The organism is Vreelandella vilamensis (genome assembly GCF_031451755.1).
GTDB lineage: Bacteria > Pseudomonadota > Gammaproteobacteria > Pseudomonadales > Halomonadaceae > Vreelandella > Vreelandella vilamensis.
Genome location: NZ_JARWAN010000027.1, coordinates 1 through 15468 on the forward strand (window position 1 = coordinate 1; position 15468 = coordinate 15468).

15 protein-coding genes are annotated in these 15468 nt (G+C 58.7%); 14 read left to right on the forward strand and 1 reads right to left on the reverse strand.

The genetic code is table 11. The features are described 5' to 3' along the window. The first annotated feature begins 102 nt into the window (after positions 1–102). From puuE to QC823_RS13985, 3 genes are all read left to right on the forward strand, one after another. A complete protein-coding gene (gene puuE, locus QC823_RS13975) occupies positions 103–1047 on the forward strand; it encodes an allantoinase PuuE (RefSeq protein ID WP_309656964.1) in 945 nt (314 codons plus the stop codon). Further along, complete coding sequence (locus QC823_RS13980) at positions 1044–1868, forward strand: bifunctional allantoicase/(S)-ureidoglycine aminohydrolase (RefSeq protein ID WP_309656965.1); 825 nt, start codon at positions 1044–1046, stop codon at positions 1866–1868. Before puuE ends, QC823_RS13980 begins: the two co-directional genes overlap by 4 nt. Positions 1869–1976: 108 nt before the next feature. Continuing rightward, positions 1977–2471, forward strand: a complete 495-nt coding sequence (locus QC823_RS13985; RefSeq protein ID WP_309656966.1) for an ureidoglycolate lyase — start codon at positions 1977–1979, stop codon at positions 2469–2471. A gap of 18 nt (positions 2472–2489) precedes the next feature. Here the strand turns inward: QC823_RS13985 and QC823_RS13990 are convergent, their stop codons facing one another. After that, positions 2490–4049, reverse strand: coding sequence for a BCCT family transporter (locus QC823_RS13990; RefSeq protein WP_309656967.1), 1560 nt, complete (start codon positions 4047–4049; stop codon positions 2490–2492). A gap of 347 nt (positions 4050–4396) precedes the next feature. On the opposite strand from QC823_RS13990, the gene QC823_RS13995 reads away from it, so the two are divergent. From QC823_RS13995 to QC823_RS14045, 11 genes are all read left to right on the forward strand, one after another. Further along, on the forward strand, positions 4397–5467 hold the full coding sequence (locus QC823_RS13995) for an ABC transporter substrate-binding protein (RefSeq protein ID WP_309656968.1): 1071 nt from the start codon (positions 4397–4399) through the stop codon (positions 5465–5467). Between the two features lie 2 nt (positions 5468–5469). After that, entirely contained in the window at positions 5470–6249 is a 780-nt protein-coding gene (locus QC823_RS14000; RefSeq protein ID WP_309656969.1) for an ABC transporter ATP-binding protein, read from the forward strand. A gap of 9 nt (positions 6250–6258) precedes the next feature. Next, positions 6259–7029: an ABC transporter permease gene (locus QC823_RS14005; protein WP_179931732.1), complete on the forward strand. Its 771-nt coding sequence runs from the start codon at positions 6259–6261 to the stop codon at positions 7027–7029. Between the two features lie 128 nt (positions 7030–7157). After that, the gene (locus QC823_RS14010) at positions 7158–7943 is read left to right on the forward strand and encodes an outer membrane protein OmpK (RefSeq protein WP_309656970.1); all 786 of its coding nucleotides are present in this window, start codon (positions 7158–7160) and stop codon (positions 7941–7943) included. A gap of 413 nt (positions 7944–8356) precedes the next feature. Continuing rightward, positions 8357–9634 (forward strand): urea ABC transporter substrate-binding protein, encoded by a 1278-nt coding sequence (urtA, locus tag QC823_RS14015; RefSeq protein ID WP_309657000.1) that lies wholly within the window; start codon positions 8357–8359, stop codon positions 9632–9634. A gap of 119 nt (positions 9635–9753) precedes the next feature. Next, positions 9754–11355, forward strand: a complete 1602-nt coding sequence (gene urtB, locus QC823_RS14020; protein ID WP_309656971.1) for an urea ABC transporter permease subunit UrtB — start codon at positions 9754–9756, stop codon at positions 11353–11355. Between the two features lie 3 nt (positions 11356–11358). Beyond that, positions 11359–12516 carry an urea ABC transporter permease subunit UrtC gene (gene urtC / locus QC823_RS14025; RefSeq protein ID WP_309656972.1) on the forward strand — a complete coding sequence of 386 codons (1158 nt, stop codon included), beginning with the start codon at positions 11359–11361 and terminating at the stop codon, positions 12514–12516. After that, entirely contained in the window at positions 12513–13349 is an 837-nt protein-coding gene (gene urtD / locus QC823_RS14030; RefSeq protein ID WP_309656973.1) for an urea ABC transporter ATP-binding protein UrtD, read from the forward strand. Before urtC ends, urtD begins: the two co-directional genes overlap by 4 nt. Beyond that, positions 13349–14047, forward strand: coding sequence for an urea ABC transporter ATP-binding subunit UrtE (gene urtE, locus QC823_RS14035; RefSeq protein ID WP_309656974.1), 699 nt, complete (start codon positions 13349–13351; stop codon positions 14045–14047). The genes urtD and urtE overlap by 1 nt, the downstream gene beginning before the upstream one ends. Before the next feature lie 200 nt (positions 14048–14247). Continuing rightward, the gene (locus QC823_RS14040) at positions 14248–15132 is read left to right on the forward strand and encodes an urease accessory protein UreD (protein ID WP_309656975.1); all 885 of its coding nucleotides are present in this window, start codon (positions 14248–14250) and stop codon (positions 15130–15132) included. Between the two features lie 16 nt (positions 15133–15148). Next, the gene (locus QC823_RS14045) at positions 15149–15451 is read left to right on the forward strand and encodes an urease subunit gamma (RefSeq protein ID WP_186254114.1); all 303 of its coding nucleotides are present in this window, start codon (positions 15149–15151) and stop codon (positions 15449–15451) included. Positions 15452–15468: the final 17 nt, after the last annotated feature.

Consider the following 15468-nt stretch of genomic DNA (forward strand, 5'->3'; position numbering starts at 1 on the left):
ATCGTGTTCTTGCCGGAACGTATTGATTACATTAGAGATTACCATCCACTATTTTTGTTTTCAGGCCTGCCTCGTGAATAACCCGGGTTTAAGGAGGTATTCATGCCGCTGGATTCCGCCCGCGACTACCCCCGCGATTTGATCGGCTATGGGCGCAACCCGCCCCACGCCAACTGGCCGGGTAAAGCACGCATTGCCGTGCAGTTTGTCTTGAATTACGAAGAAGGTGCGGAAAATTGCGTGCTCCACGGCGATGCAGGCTCGGAGCAGTTTCTCTCTGAGATAATTGGCGCGCCTTCTTTTCCCGACCGTCACCTGAGCATGGAGTCGATTTACGAGTACGGCTCGCGGGTGGGCGTGTGGCGGATTCTGCGCGAATTTGAGCGTCGCGATTTGCCGCTAACGGTGTTTGGCGTAGCCATGGCGCTGGAGCGCAATCCGGATGTCGCCCAGGCGTTTAAGGAACTTGACCACGAAGTCGCTTGCCACGGTTATCGCTGGATTCACTACCAGGAAGTGCCCGAGCACATTGAGCGCGAACACCTGCGAAAAGCCCTAGATATCTTCCAGCGCCTCTACGGCGAAAAACCGGCAGGCTGGTACACCGGGCGCGATAGCCCCAATACCCGGCGCTTACTGCTGGATGAGGGCGGTTTTTTGTATGACAGCGACTACTACGGCGACGACCTGCCGTTCTGGACCCGCGTCCACGATAGTCAAGGGCGCGAGCATGACCATTTGATTGTGCCTTACACGCTGGATACCAACGACATGCGCTTTGCCGCGCCGCAAGGGTTCAACACCGCCGATCACTTTTTTACCTACCTGCGCGATGCCTTCGATGTACTCTACGCCGAAGGCGAAGACACCCCCAAGATGCTGTCGGTGGGGATGCACTGCCGCTTGCTCGGCCGCCCCGGGCGTTTCCGCGCCCTGCAGCGCTTTTTGGATTACATTGAAGCCCATGACCGCGTTTGGGTTGCCCGGCGGGTCGATATCGCCCGCCACTGGGCTGAACACCACCCTGTTGAAAGGGATAAAACATGAAGAAAGCTAGCTACTACGCCCCGCAGGGTGGGCATCCGCCGCAAACGCAGTTAACCGCGGATCGCGCCGTGTTCACCGAGGCCTACGCGCTGATCCCTAAAGGCGTGATGCAGGATATCGTCACCAGCAACTTGCCGTTCTGGGAAGGCACGCGTCTTTGGGTGCTGGCGCGGCCACTCTCGGGCTTCGCCGAGACGTTTTCCCAATACATTATGGACGTGCAGCCGGATGGCGGTAGCGACAAGCCTGAACTCGACCCCGAAGCCGAAGGCGTACTGTTTATTGTCGAAGGTGAGTTAAGGCTTACTCTATCCGGTGAGCGCCATACGCTGACGCCTGGCGGCTATGCGTTTATCCCCCCTGGCAGCCAGTGGCAGGTGCGCAACGAAAGCGGTGAGCCGGTGCGCTTTCACTGGGTGCGCAAGGCGTATGCGTTTGTCGAAGGGCTTGAGGTGCCTAAGGCGTTTGTCACTAATGAGCAGGACATCGCCCCGATTGAAATGCCGGGCACCGAAGGGCGCTGGGCGACTACGCGCTTTGTCGACCCAACAGACGTGCGCCACGATATGCACGTCAATATCGTGACCTTTCAGCCGGGCGGCGTGATCCCCTTTGACGAAACTCATGTGATGGAGCACGGCCTTTATGTGCTGGAAGGCAAAGCCGTTTATCACCTGAATCAAAACTGGGTGGAAGTCGAAGCCGGGGATTTCATGTGGTTGCGCGCCTTCTGCCCCCAAGCGTGTTACGCCGGCGGGCCGGAGCCTTTCCGGTATTTGTTGTATAAAGACGTTAACCGCCACGCCACCCTTCGGCTATAAACACTGGCCAGACCCGCCCACCCTGAGCTTGTCGAAGGGCCTCCCTCGACAGGCTCGGGATGACCGGTGCCAGTGCATGAAGGGGGAAGTCTATTGCAGGGAGAAAACATGCTGGAACTAAACGCCGAACCGCTAACGGCAGAGGCCTTTGCGCCTTTTGGCGATGTGTTGGATGTGCGTACATCAACGTCGTTTCCCATCAACGCCGGGCGCACCGAGCGCCATCACGATCTGGCGAAGGTGGACACTTTGGGCGAAAACGCCCGCACCCTGATCAATATTTTTGTCAGCCAGCCGGTGACGCTGCCGCTTGACCTGACGTTTTTAGAGCGTCACCCGCTAGGCAGTCAGGCGTTTATGCCGCTGCACGAGGAGCGCTTTATCGTCGTGGTGGCCCCGCCGGGGGAGGAGATTCCCCCCGGCGAGGTGCGCGCCTTCGCCACTGATGGCCGCCAGGGCGTGAATTACCACGCGGGCACCTGGCACGCCATTCAATCGGTGCTGGAACGTGAAGGCGAATTTCTGGTCGTGGACCGTGGCGGCGACGGCTCGAACTGTGACGAATACCCTATTTCGATACGCGTCACAGTGAACGAGGCCTAAGGCGCGCCGCCGCTGGCGTTACTTCTCGATGATGCCTTGCTCGCGTGCCATGGCATACGCAGCCTGCGGCCCTTTCCATAGCGATGGCAGAATAATCAACGACACCGGGATCGCCGTGATCACGATAAACTGCTGGAGCGCGCTAATTTGCCCCGCGCCCATGTAAAGCAGAATTGCCGCCATTAACGCCATGGCAATGCCCCAAAACGCGCGAATCAGCGGTTTAGGGTTGTCGTGCCCGGCGCCGACCATGGCGATGGCGTAACTCATGGAGTCGCCCGTGGTGGCGACGAAAATCGTGGTCAGCAATAAAATCGCCATGGCCATCAAGGTGCCACCCGGCAGCGCCTGGGCGACCGTTAACGTAGCGACATCAAACTGAAAGTTGTTCAGCGCCTCGGTTAAGTCAATCGCGCCGGTGAGCTGGTAGTAAATGCCTGAGCCGCCTAAGAGCGTAAACCAGATACTGGTGGCGATGGGGGCCAGAATCGCGACGGCGAGAATCATTTCACGGACGCTGCGGCCGCGAGAAATCCGCGCGACAAAAATCGCCATTAGCGGTGCGTAGCCGATAAACCAGGCAAAGAAGAACACCGTCCACCACTGCATCCACCACGCCGGGGCGGTGTCCGCGGTCATCGTGGCCATGGTGAAAAACTCACTCACGTAGGCGCCTAGGCCCGAGGCGTAGCTATTAATCAAAAACAGCGTCGGCCCGAACAGAAAAATCACCGCGCCAATCGCCAGCGCCAAAAAGACGTTAAAGCGGCTTAGCATTTGAATGCCGCGATGCACGCCGCTCATGGCAGATGCCACGTAGATGGCGCCAAGCAGAGCCAGAATCGCCAGCTGCATCGGGTAACCCCGCGGTAAACCAAAGAGCTCGTGCAAACCGAAGCTTACCTGCGTGGCCAAAAAGCCGATCGGGCCAACGGTGCCCGCCACTAGCGCAATCACGCAGCAGGCATCCACCACCCCACCCAGCGGGCCTTGCAACAGGCGCTGGCCCAAAACCGGGTAAAGCAACGTGCGCGGCTGTAACGGCTGACCTTTCACGTAGTGCGCATGTGCCAGCACCACGGCGGAGAGCGACCCGAGCACCGCCCAGGCCAAAAAGCCCCAGTGCATAAACGACTGCGCCAACGCGCCAGAAACCGCCGCTGGCGTGCCTGCTTCGGTATCAAAGGCGGGCGGGGTGACCACGAAGTGATACACCGGCTCGCCCGCGGCGAAGAACACGCCGCCACCGGCCAGCAAGGTGCACAAAATGATCGATATCCACTTAAACGTGCTCATTTCGGGCGCGTCTAAGTTGCCGATTTTGGCTTTGGCCGCTGGCGTCATGGCAAGGCCGATGGCAACGAAAAAAGTCGCGAGCAGCAACAGCTGAAAATACGTGCCCAGGGTAATGGCTGTCCAAGCAAAACCGGTGCTGATACTGTCAGCCACCAGGTTAATATCCAACAGCGACAGCAGTACAAATGCCGCGATAAAGCCAATGCTCAAGATCAGCACGATAGGGTCACCCAAGGCGCGAAGCCCTTGAGGTGGGGACGTTCGTTGAGGGGAATGAGGCATTTAATACACCAGTAAGCGTTAGGGGATGACGTTAAGAACGTCGTCGAAAAGTTGTTGGAAAAAGTCGTCGAGGAGGAACTGTCGATAATACGGTTAAAAAAAAGCGCCATTCATAGAATGGCGCGAAAAACGAGTGTTAGGTTAACATTCTTGTAGACAAAGGTCGAATTCAACTGTGCTGGTGCGCCGACGGGTGTGCTGTGCTGATTCATGGTGCACGGCACCGTAGAGAAAACTGGAATATACCCGCGTTAATACAGTAATCGTCTGATAAATAAATATTTAGTTTGTGTTGGCCGCTTTTATGCATTACCCATTTTGTCGATTGTATACAAAGAGGGTTAAGCATGAATACGAAGGTAAAAGCGGCATCGATCAAGCAACGTACGAGTCGGCTGGGGTTAGGCAGTGTGGCCTTGGTCATGGTGCTGGTGGCAACAGCGAGTCACGCGCAGGAAACGGATATCCGCTTTCAGTTGGACTGGCGTTTTGAAGGGCCTTCTGCGCCTTTTTTGATGGCGGTAGAACGGGGCTATTTTGCTGAAGAGGGCTTGGATGTCCAGATCGACTCCGGCAGCGGCTCGGCGGGGGCGATCAACCGCGTGGCTTCTGGCGCCTATGAAATGGGTTTTGGCGATTTAAACGCCTTGATTGAATTTTTGGCCGAAAACCCTGACGGGCCAGGTATCACCGGCGTGTATAGCGTCTACGACGGCACCCCCGCGGCTGTTTTCGCGCGTAAAGATAGCGGCATCGAAACCCCGGCGGATCTGGCTGGCAAAACTATCGCCGCCCCGACCTTTGATACCGGCTACCGCGCCTGGGGCATTTTTGCCGCCGCCAATGACTTGGACCCCGATGCGGTGGAGTGGCAAAACGTCGACCCGACGCTGCGCGAAACCTTACTGACGCGCGGCGATGTCGATGCGATCACGGGCTTTTACTTCACCAGTCTTCTGAATCTTGAAGAGCGCGGCATGAGCCAAGACGAGCTGACGATCATGCCTTTCCCGGAATACGGCGTGCCCCTTTACGGCAACGCGATTATCGCCAGCGAAGCATTTGCCGAAGAGAACCCCGAGGCGGTACGCGGCTTTTTGCGCGCCTTCAACCGTGCCCTGGGCGAGACGCTGGATGACCCCGACGCGGCCATTGAGTACGTGCATAACCGCGACGGCTTGATCAATGTCGAGATGGAAACCCGCCGCTTGAAGCTGGCGCTCGATAGCGTGGTGGATACCCCAGATGCCCGCGAACACGGTGTGGGTGATATCGATGAAGACCGCTTGGCCGAGGCGATCCAGTTGGTGGGCGACGCCTACTCGCTGCCGACGCTGCCTGAGGTTGATGATGTGTTCGATAGCCAATACCTGCCTCCGCGCGACGACCGCATGCTGCTGCCGGCAGGGAGCGAATAACGATGTCGGCGTTTGTTGCTTTCGATCACGTCAGCCTGGCCTACGATGACTCGGGTAATGCCATTGAGGACATTGATCTGGATATCCACGAAGGCGAGTTTGTCGCCTTCGTGGGGCCTTCAGGCTGTGGCAAGTCAACGTTCATGAAGTTGTGCACAGGCCTGCACGCGCCAACGGCTGGGTCGATTCAGGTCGATGGTGTCGCGGTGACCGAGCCGCTAAAAATCTCCGGGATGGCGTTTCAAAACGCCAACCTGCTGCCCTGGCGTACCACCTTGGATAACGTGCTGCTGCCGCTGGAGATCGTCAAACCCTACCGCCATCAGTTTCGTAAGCGGCGCAAGGAATTTGAGGGTTGGGCGCGCGATTTGCTCAACACCGTGGGCCTGGCCGACTACGAAGACCAGTACCCGTGGCAGCTTTCCGGCGGCATGCAGCAGCGCGCCTCTATCTGCCGTGCGTTAATCCATCAGCCCCGCCTGCTCATGCTCGACGAGCCGTTTGGCGCGCTGGATGCGTTCACTCGGGAAGAGCTTTGGTGCGTGCTGCGCGATCTCTGGGAGGCGCAGCGCTTTACCGTGGTGCTGGTGACGCACGATTTGCGCGAAGCGGCGTTTCTCGCCGATACCGTCTACGTCATGAGCTCGCGCCCGGGGCGGGTGGTCGAGCGGCGTGAGATCGATTTGCCTCGGCCCCGCTCGCTAGACATCACCTACGACAAACCCTTTATCGACCTGGTGCACGAGCTGCGTGCCCAGATCGGTGAAATCCGTAGCACGTAAGGTTTACCTATGAATGTTAAACGTCAGACGACCGAGCGCTTGGCGCCGTGGATCGCGGTGGTGGTATTGACGCTGATCTGGGAGCTCACGGTACGCCTTTTCGATGTGCCGAGTTTTATTTTCCCCAGCGCCTGGGAGACCGCCACCGCGCTTGTCACCTATGCCGGGCCTATCGGCATGCACTCCTGGCAAACCCTCTGGACCACGCTGGTGGGGTTTGCGCTCGGCGTCGCCGTAGGGCTGGGGCTTGGTTTTATCGTCGGCTCGTCGCGCTTTTTGTATAACGCCTGTTACCCGCTGTTGGTGGGGTTTAATGCGATACCGAAAGTCGCGTTTGTGCCGATCTTGGTGGTCTGGTTCGGCATTGGCTCGGTACCCGCGATTCTCACCGCGTTTTTGATCTGCTTTTTTCCCATCGTCGTCAACGTGGCCACCGGCCTTGCCACGCTAGAGCCGGAGATGGAGGACGTGTTGCGCGTGCTCGGCGCAAAACGCATGGACGTGCTGCTAAAAATCGGCCTGCCGCGCTCGCTGCCTTACTTCTTCGCCTCGCTGAAGGTCGCTATCACCCTGGCGTTCGTGGGCACCGTGGTATCGGAAACCGTCGCCTCCAACCAGGGCATTGGCTATTTGATGATGAGCGCCGGCTCGCAAATGCGCATGGGGCTGGTGTTTGCCGGGCTGATCGTTATCAGCGCCATGGCGATGGTGATGTACGAGCTCTTTGCGCTACTGGAAAAACGCATGACCGCCTGGGCGCATCGCGGCCAAAACCGCTAAGGCATCCGTTTTACCACACCGGTTTTACCACACTGTTTTTACCACATCGGTTTTAAGACAACTTTTTAAAGCGGCCATGACGGCAATTGACCGGCGCGTGCGCCAATGATGTTAACGGGGAAATTACCATGAAAAATCGTCGCAACACCGACACAAGCGCAACCACAACGGTGATGAAAACCGGGCTGGTGGCGCTGGCGGCCATCAGCATCGCACCAGCGGCGCAGGCCGAGAAGTTTTTTTCGGATTCGAGTATTTCGCTGCTCTACAGCGATCAGTACGAAACCTTTGGCAACCAAACGCGCACGGATACCTACGTCACCTTTGAGAACGTGACGGCGCATAACTGGGGCGGCACGTTTTTTTTTGTGGACCGCAATCAAGGTCGCGGCGCCGCCAATGACGATGACGACCTTTACGGCGAATTCTCTCCCACACTGAGTTTGAGCTGGCTCAGTGATGTGGAGCTAGGCCGCGGCGCGCTAAAAGACATATCGCTGGCAGGTACCTACGAGTTTGGCGGAGGCACTGACGCTACCAACGTGTTAACGGGGTTGAGTTTTGCCTGGGACGTACCGGGAACGATCTACTTCAACACTGCATTTTACTACGTTAACAACAGCGAAATCAGCGATGACTGGCAGGCTACGCTCACCTGGGGTGCGCCGTTTGAGCTGGGGGCTTCACGCTTTTTGTTCGACGGCTACATCGATTACTCCTCGGCCGCGTCGGACCACAAAGCCGATTTCCACTTTAATCCGCAGTTGAAGTGGGACTTGGGCCACTACTCGGGCAATCCGGGCGTACTTTATGCCGGTATCGAGTATTCCTATTGGCATAACAAATACGGTGTCGGTGAGGATTTAATGGACACCGAAAGCGCGGTGAGTGCGTTGGTGAAGTTTCACTTTTAACGTGTCGCATGATCTTTAAGCCAACGCCTGCTATCCAGCGGGCGTTGCTGTTTTGGTGCAATGCCTAAATAGGGTGCAGGCGGCGCTTTTTTTTTAGGGCGTGATAGCGCTGGATTAAGGTGCGTAGTGGTGCTAGTTCAGCGCTGTATTTTTTCTCAAAAGCTTGATTTTAAAAGCTAAAAAATTATCTGCGTCAAAATGGCGCGCTCCTTGCAAAGTCTATGGGCTAGTGACTGTTTCCGCTTTGCGGATTCACCACCCACACAAAAAGCCCGCTATCGGGGTGCAAGGAGTCTTCCATGACGACTTTCAAAAAGCCTTTCTTTAAGAACGCTTTCTCCAAGAACACTTTTTCTAGGCGTGCCTCCAGTCAGCCTGTCTTGCTGAAAAGCGCGTTATCCAAAAGCGTCGCCATGGCGGTGCTGGCCAGCGCCGTGATGGGCGCTAGCGCTCAGGCAATGGCCCAGGAGCAAGACCCGATTAAAGTCGGTATCTTGCATTCGCTCTCCGGCACCATGGCGATCAGCGAGACGGTGCTGAAAGACACCGTCGAAATGCTCATCGAGCAGCAGAACGCCGAGGGCGGCTTGCTCGGCCGCGAGCTGGAAGCGGTGGTGGTGGATCCGGCCTCCAACTGGCCGCTGTTCGCCGAAAAGGCTCGCGAACTGCTGGCGCAGGAAGAAGTCGATGTGATTTTCGGCAACTGGACCTCGGTATCGCGCAAATCGGTGCTGCCGGTGGTCGAGGAGCTTAACGGTCTGCTGTTCTACCCGGTGCAGTATGAGGGCGAAGAGTCTTCCGAGAATGTCTTCTACACAGGTGCGGCGCCTAACCAGCAGGCAATCCCCGCGGTTGACTACCTGATGAACAACGTCGGCGTCGAGCGCTGGGTGCTGGCGGGGACCGACTACGTCTACCCGCGCACCACCAACAAGATCCTCGATGCCTACCTGAAAAGCCATGGCGTCAGCGACGACGACATCATGATCAACTACACGCCTTTCGGTCACTCCGATTGGCAGAACATCGTTTCCGAGATCAAGCAGTTCGGTAACGAAGGCAAGAAAACCGCCGTGGTATCCACCATCAACGGCGATGCCAACGTGCCTTTCTACCGCGAACTGGGCAACCAAGGGGTCAACGCGGCGGATATCCCGGTAGTGGCGTTTTCCGTGGGTGAACAAGAGCTGTCGGGCATCGATACCGGCCCGCTAGTTGGCCACTTGGCGGCGTGGAACTACTTCATGAGCGTGGATACCGACGCCAACTACGATTTCATCGACGCTTGGATTGAGCATACTGGCGACGAGATGGCCGTAACCAACGACCCCATGGAAGCGCATTACATCGGCTTTAATATGTGGGCTGAAGCCGTGCGCAAGGCTGAAACTACCGATGTGGACGCCGTTAAAGACGCGATTATCGGCGTGACCGTGCCTAACCTCAGCGGCGGCTACGCGGCGATGATGCCCAACCACCACATCACCAAGCCGGTATTGATCGGCGAAATCCAGGACAACGGCCAGTTTTCCATCGTCTGGCAGACACCCTCTACCGTGGCCGGCGATGCCTGGTCTGACTACCTGGAAGGCTCGCGTGACCTGATCAGCGACTGGCGCAAGCCCATGGAGTGCGGCAACTACAACGTAGTTCAAGGCAGCTGTGGCGGCGGCCAAGCCGAGGCCGAGTAACCACAACACGTTATCCCTACAACGGTTACCCCTACGACGGTTAACCCAATGACCAGGGCCGGTCACCACGACCGGCCCGTAAACGCTGCTCAACGTTTTCACTCAAACAGGACACGCCCATGAGGATGCTTTCACGCTTCCTGCCGGGCCTACTATGCCTTTGCCTGTTATTCGGCCTGCCACAGGCCGTCCAGGCGCAGGAAGACCCCGGCCAGTCGCTGTTAGAAGCCCTTGATGCTCCCTCCTATGCTGATAAGGCAGAGGCCATTGAGGCCATCATTGCAAGCGGCGACGAGCGCAGTCGTCGCTGGCTGGAAACCCTGCTCGATGGCAAGCTGCAGCGCCACAAGGAGACGGAGCAATTTGTCGTCGTGCTGGAAAATCGGGGCCGAAACTGGCCGGTGGCTGATGCCTTGACCTTCGAGGAAGCTGGCGACATGTCGCGCCGCGAACTCGACCGCATCGGTATCAACAATGCGCTGCGCGGGCAGCTGCAAAATGCCCTGTCGTTGCTTGATTTGTATGTTGACGATGCCGACCAGCGGCGCGAGTCTGCCCGGAATCTTTTGGGCAATGTTGATGCTCCCATGGTCGAGCCGCTAACAGCGGTGATCGAGAACGAGGAGAATGCCGAAGTGCGCCGGCTGCTGTCGCAGGCCCTGGCGATCTACCGGCTTGAGCAGGGCGACGTCGAGGCCATCGCCGACTTGGAAGGCAGTCTTAACCAGCGGGCGCGTTCGGTGCTGAATTCTGCCGCGCGTAGCGACGATCCGGTCTTGGCCGATGCCGCCTCGGCAGCCCTCGCGGGCATTGAGCAAAAGCTCAAGCTCAACCAGGGGCTTGAGACGCTCTACTTTGGCCTGTCGCTTGGGTCGGTGCTGGTGCTTGCCGCCATTGGGTTGGCGATTACCTTCGGCGTAATGGGCGTGATCAACATGGCCCACGGTGAGCTGATCATGCTCGGCGCCTACACCACCTGGGCGATGCAACAGCTGCTCCCCGGACAGCCGGGGCTTGCGCTGATTCTTTCGATCCCGGCGGGCTTTTTGGTCGCAGCCCTTGCCGGTATCGCCATCGAGCGCGGAGTGATCCAGTTTCTTAAAGGCCGGCCGCTGGAAACGCTGCTGGCTACCTTCGGCGTCAGCCTGATTTTGCAGCAGCTGGTGCGCACGGTGATTTCGCCGCAGAACCGCACCGTGGTCTCGCCCGACTGGCTGAGCGGTTCCGTGATGATTAACGAAGGGCTCTCGCTGACGCTCAATCGCCTCTATGTGCTGGGTTTTGCCCTGTTGGTATTTGCCGGCCTGATGCTGGTGATGCGCCGCACCCGCCTTGGCCTTGAAGTGCGCGCGGTGACGCAAAATCGCGCCATGGCGCGCTCGATGGGCATTCGCGCCACCCGCGTCGATATCATGACCTTTGCGCTGGGTTCCGGCGTGGCCGGGCTTGCGGGCGTGGCGCTTTCCCAGCTGACCAACGTCGGCCCCAACCTGGGCCAGAACTACATCATCGATTCGTTCATGGTGGTGGTATTCGGCGGTGTGGGCAATCTGTGGGGCACGCTGGTAGCAGGGCTTTCGCTTGGTGTCATCAACCAGGTGCTAGAACCCTGGGCCGGTGCGGTGCTGGCGAAAATCATCGTGCTGGTGTTCATCATCCTGTTTATTCAGAAGCGCCCGCGGGGACTCTTCCCGCAAAAGGGCCGCGCAGCGGAGGGTTAACCGATGCACTCTATAGACACCTCCCAGCGCTTTTGGCTCACACGCCCGTTTCGGGAACGGGCCACACAGCTATTTCTCGGCGTGCTGTTTGCCGCACTCTTGCTGGTGACCGTGCTGCACCTGGCGGTGCCGCAGGGCCATCCGCTGCACGTCACCGCCTATACCGTAAATCTATTCGGCAAGTACTTAAGCTACGCGCTGCTCGCCGTGTCGGTGGATTTGGTGTGGGGCTACTTGGGCATTTTAAGTCTCGGGCACGGCGCTTTTTTCGCCATCGGTGGCTACGCCATGGGCATGTATTTGATGCGCCAGATCGGCGATCGCGGCACCTACGGCGACCCGGTGCTGCCGGATTTTATGGTCTTTCTCAACTGGGATAGCCTGCCGTGGTACTGGCTTGGCTTTGATATGGCCTGGTTTGCCTTTGTGATGGTGCTGGTGGCGCCGGGGCTATTGGCGCTGGTATTCGGTTTTCTCGCCTTTCGCTCACGGGTGACCGGGGTGTATCTGTCGATCATCACCCAGGCGCTGACGTTCGCACTGATGCTGGCGTTCTTCCGCAACGAGATGGGCTTTGGCGGTAACAACGGGTTGACCGATTTTCGTGAGTTGCTGGGCTTTGATTTGCGCACCGATACCACGCGCCTGGGGCTTTTCCTCGCCACCGGCGTGGCGCTGGCGTTGGGGTATCTATTATGCCGGGCGATTGTCACCAGCAAGCTTGGCCGAGTGAGCGTGGCGACCCGCGACGCCGAGGCGCGCACGCGTTTTCTCGGCTACCGCGTTGAGCGTTTTCAGCTGTTTGTGTTCGTGGTCTCCGCGATGCTCGCAGGCCTGGCCGGCGCGCTCTATGTGCCCCAGGTGGGAATTATCAACCCTAGCGAGTTCTCGCCGATTTTCTCTATCGAAATCGTGCTGTGGGTGGCGCTGGGCGGTCGCGCCACGCTCTATGGCGCGGTGATCGGGGCGCTGTTGGTGAACTACGCCAAAACCGTGTTCACCGGGGTGATGCCCGATGCCTGGCTATTCGCACTCGGTGCCATGTTCGTGCTGGTCACGGTCTTTTTACCCAAGGGGGTGGCGGGGCTTTTGGCCTACCGCGTCAAGCGTAAACGCAATGATCCAGACGATAGCGCGAAACCCCAGGAGGCAACCGTATGAGTTTGTTAGATTCCCTGGCTGATCGTGAGCGGGTGTTTGATTTTCTGGCGCCGCCGACCTCCCCGGTGGACGTGCGCCACGGCCCGATTCTGTACCTGGAAGATGTGACCGTAAGCTTCGATGGCTTCAAGGCGATCAACAACCTCAACCTCACCATCGACGATGGCGAGCTGCGCTGCATCATCGGCCCCAACGGCGCGGGCAAGACTACCATGATGGATATCATCACCGGCAAAACGCGGCCCACCGAAGGCAGTGTTTGGTTCGGCAGCCGCCATAACCTGCTCACTATGAACGAGCCGGAGATTGCCAGCCTGGGTATCGGGCGCAAGTTCCAAAAACCCACCGTGTTTGAAGCGCTTTCGGTGTTTCACAACCTGGAATTGGCGATGGCCGCCGACAAGCGCATTTTCCCCACGCTTACCGCCCGCATGACCGGCGAAATTAAAGACCGCATCGACGAAGTGCTGGAAACGATTGGCCTGACTGAGCTGCGCCACCAGCCTGCGGGCATTCTCTCCCACGGCCAGAAGCAGTGGTTGGAGATCGGTATGCTGTTGATGCAGCGCCCGCGCCTGTTGCTGGTGGATGAACCCGTGGCGGGCATGACCGAACAGGAGATGGAGCGCACCGCCGAGCTATTAACCGGGCTGGCGGGCCAGCAGTCGGTGGTGGTGGTCGAGCACGACATGGGCTTTGTGCGCTCGATTGCGCGTCAGGTGACGGTACTGCACCAAGGCAGCGTGCTGGCCGAGGGCAGCATGGATCAGGTCTCAAGCGACCCGAAGGTGGTTGAAGTATATTTGGGTGCTGATGACGAGGAGGCCGCCTGATGCTCGCGATAGAAAAGCTCAATCAGTTCTACGGCGAGAGCCATACGCTCTGGGACTTGGATCTGGATGTGCCCAAGGGGCAGTGTACCTGCGTAATGGGGCGCAATGGGGTGGGGAAAACCACGCTGATGAAAGCGATCATGGGCGAAGTGGCGGTGGCATCCGGCAGCATTCGCTATGCAGACGATATTGCCCTGACGAAAAAGCCCATCGAGGCGCGCTCGCGACTGGGGATCGGTTACGTGCCCCAGGGGCGGCAGATTTTCCCGCTGCTCACGGTGGAAGAAAACCTGCGCACGGGGCTTGCTGCCCGCGGTGATGGAGTGAAAAAAATCCCCGAACGCATCTATGAGCTTTTTCCCGTGCTCGAAGAGATGAGGCATCGCCGCGGCGGTGACTTATCCGGTGGGCAACAGCAGCAGCTCGCCATCGGCCGCGCGCTGGTGATCGAGCCCAAGCTTTTGATTCTCGACGAGCCGGGGGAGGGTATTCAACCCAATATCGTCGCCCAGATCGGCCAGGTGATCCGCCGGCTAATCAAGGAAGACGGCCTCACCGTGTTACTGGTCGAGCAGAAGCTGCCGTTCGCGCGTAAATACGCTGACCAATTTGTGATCATGGACCGTGGCCGGCCGGTTGCCAAAGGCGACATTGGCGAGCTCTCGGATGAGCTGATCAAACAGCACCTGACGGTGTAGGGCCCCAAAACCGTGCGCATTCCTTTTCTCGGCGCGCCAACGTGGTGCGCTGAGCCTTTTTCTGCTGTTTATTTTTAGTGTTCAACAGGCTGAAAATAAAGATAAAAATATTAAATTCACCATTTTGGTACAGCGCTTGCTGCTTACAAAGCATCTTGTTTCGATAGCCACGCTATTTTGGCCACTTCTGCGAGCTTGCGATGAATCAGTGCGTTACGGCCCTACCGTCTTCCCTGTCCGGCCACCGTTTCGACCGTGAACGGCACTGGGCGGCGGCGCTTACTCTCACCTTCGCTCAGCGCCATGGCGCTACCCGGATGATGCGCGCGCGCCACCATGGCCCGCTGCGGGTGCAGCGCCCGTTTTACCCGGAAGGCCGCGGTGAGGCCTGCCACGTTTACCTGCTGCACCCGCCGGGTGGGCTGGTAAGTGGCGATGCGCTGACCATTCAGGCCCATGTGGAAAGCGGCGCCCACGCGCTATTGACGACGCCAGCCGCCAATAAGCTCTATAAAGCCGACAGCCAGGGCGTTGCCTGGACCCAGCACACCCAACTGAGCGTTGAAGACGGCGGGGCCCTTGAATGGCTGCCCCAGGAGACCCTTGCCTTTGACGGCTCGCGCGGCGAGCAGCGTACCTCGATTGATTTGCACGGCAGTGCGCGCTGCCTGGGCTGGGAGGTGATGGCGCTGGGCCGTCCGGCAAGCGAATTACCCTATGTTTCCGGGCGTATCGAGCAGCACTTCCGCTTGACGCTCGACGGCAAGCCGCTGTGGCTGGAACGCCAGCCGCTCGATCCTTTGCACCCGCGCTTTACCGGGCGCTGGGGGCAGGGCGGTGCGACGGTACAAGCGACGCTCTGGGCAGTGGGCATAGCCGATGCGGCGGGTGCCCTCGAGGCCCTGCGCGAAGCGCTTCCCGACACCCCACGCTGGGCCGTCACCGTACGCCACGGCGTGCTGTTACTGCGCTACCTGGGCAACTCACGCAATGAAGCCTGGGCGATTTGCGAGCAGGCCTGGCATCTGCTGCGCCCCCGTTGGATCGAACGCGCCGCGCATACGCCGCGTATCTGGCTGACCTGATTTTCAAGGAGACACCATGGAACTGACCCCGAGAGACAAAGACAAGCTGCTGCTGTTTTCCGCCGCCCAGCTTGCCGAGCGCCGTAAAGCGCGCGGGTTGAAGCTCAATTACCCCGAGGCGGTCGCGCTGATCAGCTTCGAAATCATGGAAGGTGCCCGCGACGGTCGCAGCGTGGCGGACCTGATGAGCTACGGCCGCGAGATCCTGGGTCGCGATGACGTAATGGAAGGGGTGGCCGAGATGGTCGACGAGGTACAGGTGGAAGCCACCTTCCCCGACGGCACCAAGCTGGTCACCGTCCACACCCCGATCAACTAGTTATCAGCAACCAGGAG

Excerpts from the sequence above, each read along its gene's own strand:
- puuE (WP_309656964.1), top strand. The coding sequence starts at position 103 with ATGCCGCTGGATTCCGCCCGCGACTACCCCCGCGATTTGATCGGCTAT.
- QC823_RS13980 (WP_309656965.1), top strand. The coding sequence starts at position 1,044 with ATGAAGAAAGCTAGCTACTACGCCCCGCAGGGTGGGCATCCGCCGCAA.
- QC823_RS13985 (WP_309656966.1), top strand. The coding sequence starts at position 1,977 with ATGCTGGAACTAAACGCCGAACCGCTAACGGCAGAGGCCTTTGCGCCT.
- QC823_RS13990 (WP_309656967.1), bottom strand. The coding sequence starts at position 4,049 with ATGCCTCATTCCCCTCAACGAACGTCCCCACCTCAAGGGCTTCGCGCC.
- QC823_RS13995 (WP_309656968.1), top strand. The coding sequence starts at position 4,397 with ATGAATACGAAGGTAAAAGCGGCATCGATCAAGCAACGTACGAGTCGG.
- QC823_RS14000 (WP_309656969.1), top strand. The coding sequence starts at position 5,470 with ATGTCGGCGTTTGTTGCTTTCGATCACGTCAGCCTGGCCTACGATGAC.
- QC823_RS14005 (WP_179931732.1), top strand. The coding sequence starts at position 6,259 with ATGAATGTTAAACGTCAGACGACCGAGCGCTTGGCGCCGTGGATCGCG.
- QC823_RS14010 (WP_309656970.1), top strand. The coding sequence starts at position 7,158 with ATGAAAAATCGTCGCAACACCGACACAAGCGCAACCACAACGGTGATG.
- urtA (WP_309657000.1), top strand. The coding sequence starts at position 8,357 with ATGGCGGTGCTGGCCAGCGCCGTGATGGGCGCTAGCGCTCAGGCAATG.
- urtB (WP_309656971.1), top strand. The coding sequence starts at position 9,754 with ATGAGGATGCTTTCACGCTTCCTGCCGGGCCTACTATGCCTTTGCCTG.
- urtC (WP_309656972.1), top strand. The coding sequence starts at position 11,359 with ATGCACTCTATAGACACCTCCCAGCGCTTTTGGCTCACACGCCCGTTT.
- urtD (WP_309656973.1), top strand. The coding sequence starts at position 12,513 with ATGAGTTTGTTAGATTCCCTGGCTGATCGTGAGCGGGTGTTTGATTTT.
- urtE (WP_309656974.1), top strand. The coding sequence starts at position 13,349 with ATGCTCGCGATAGAAAAGCTCAATCAGTTCTACGGCGAGAGCCATACG.
- QC823_RS14040 (WP_309656975.1), top strand. The coding sequence starts at position 14,248 with ATGAATCAGTGCGTTACGGCCCTACCGTCTTCCCTGTCCGGCCACCGT.
- QC823_RS14045 (WP_186254114.1), top strand. The coding sequence starts at position 15,149 with ATGGAACTGACCCCGAGAGACAAAGACAAGCTGCTGCTGTTTTCCGCC.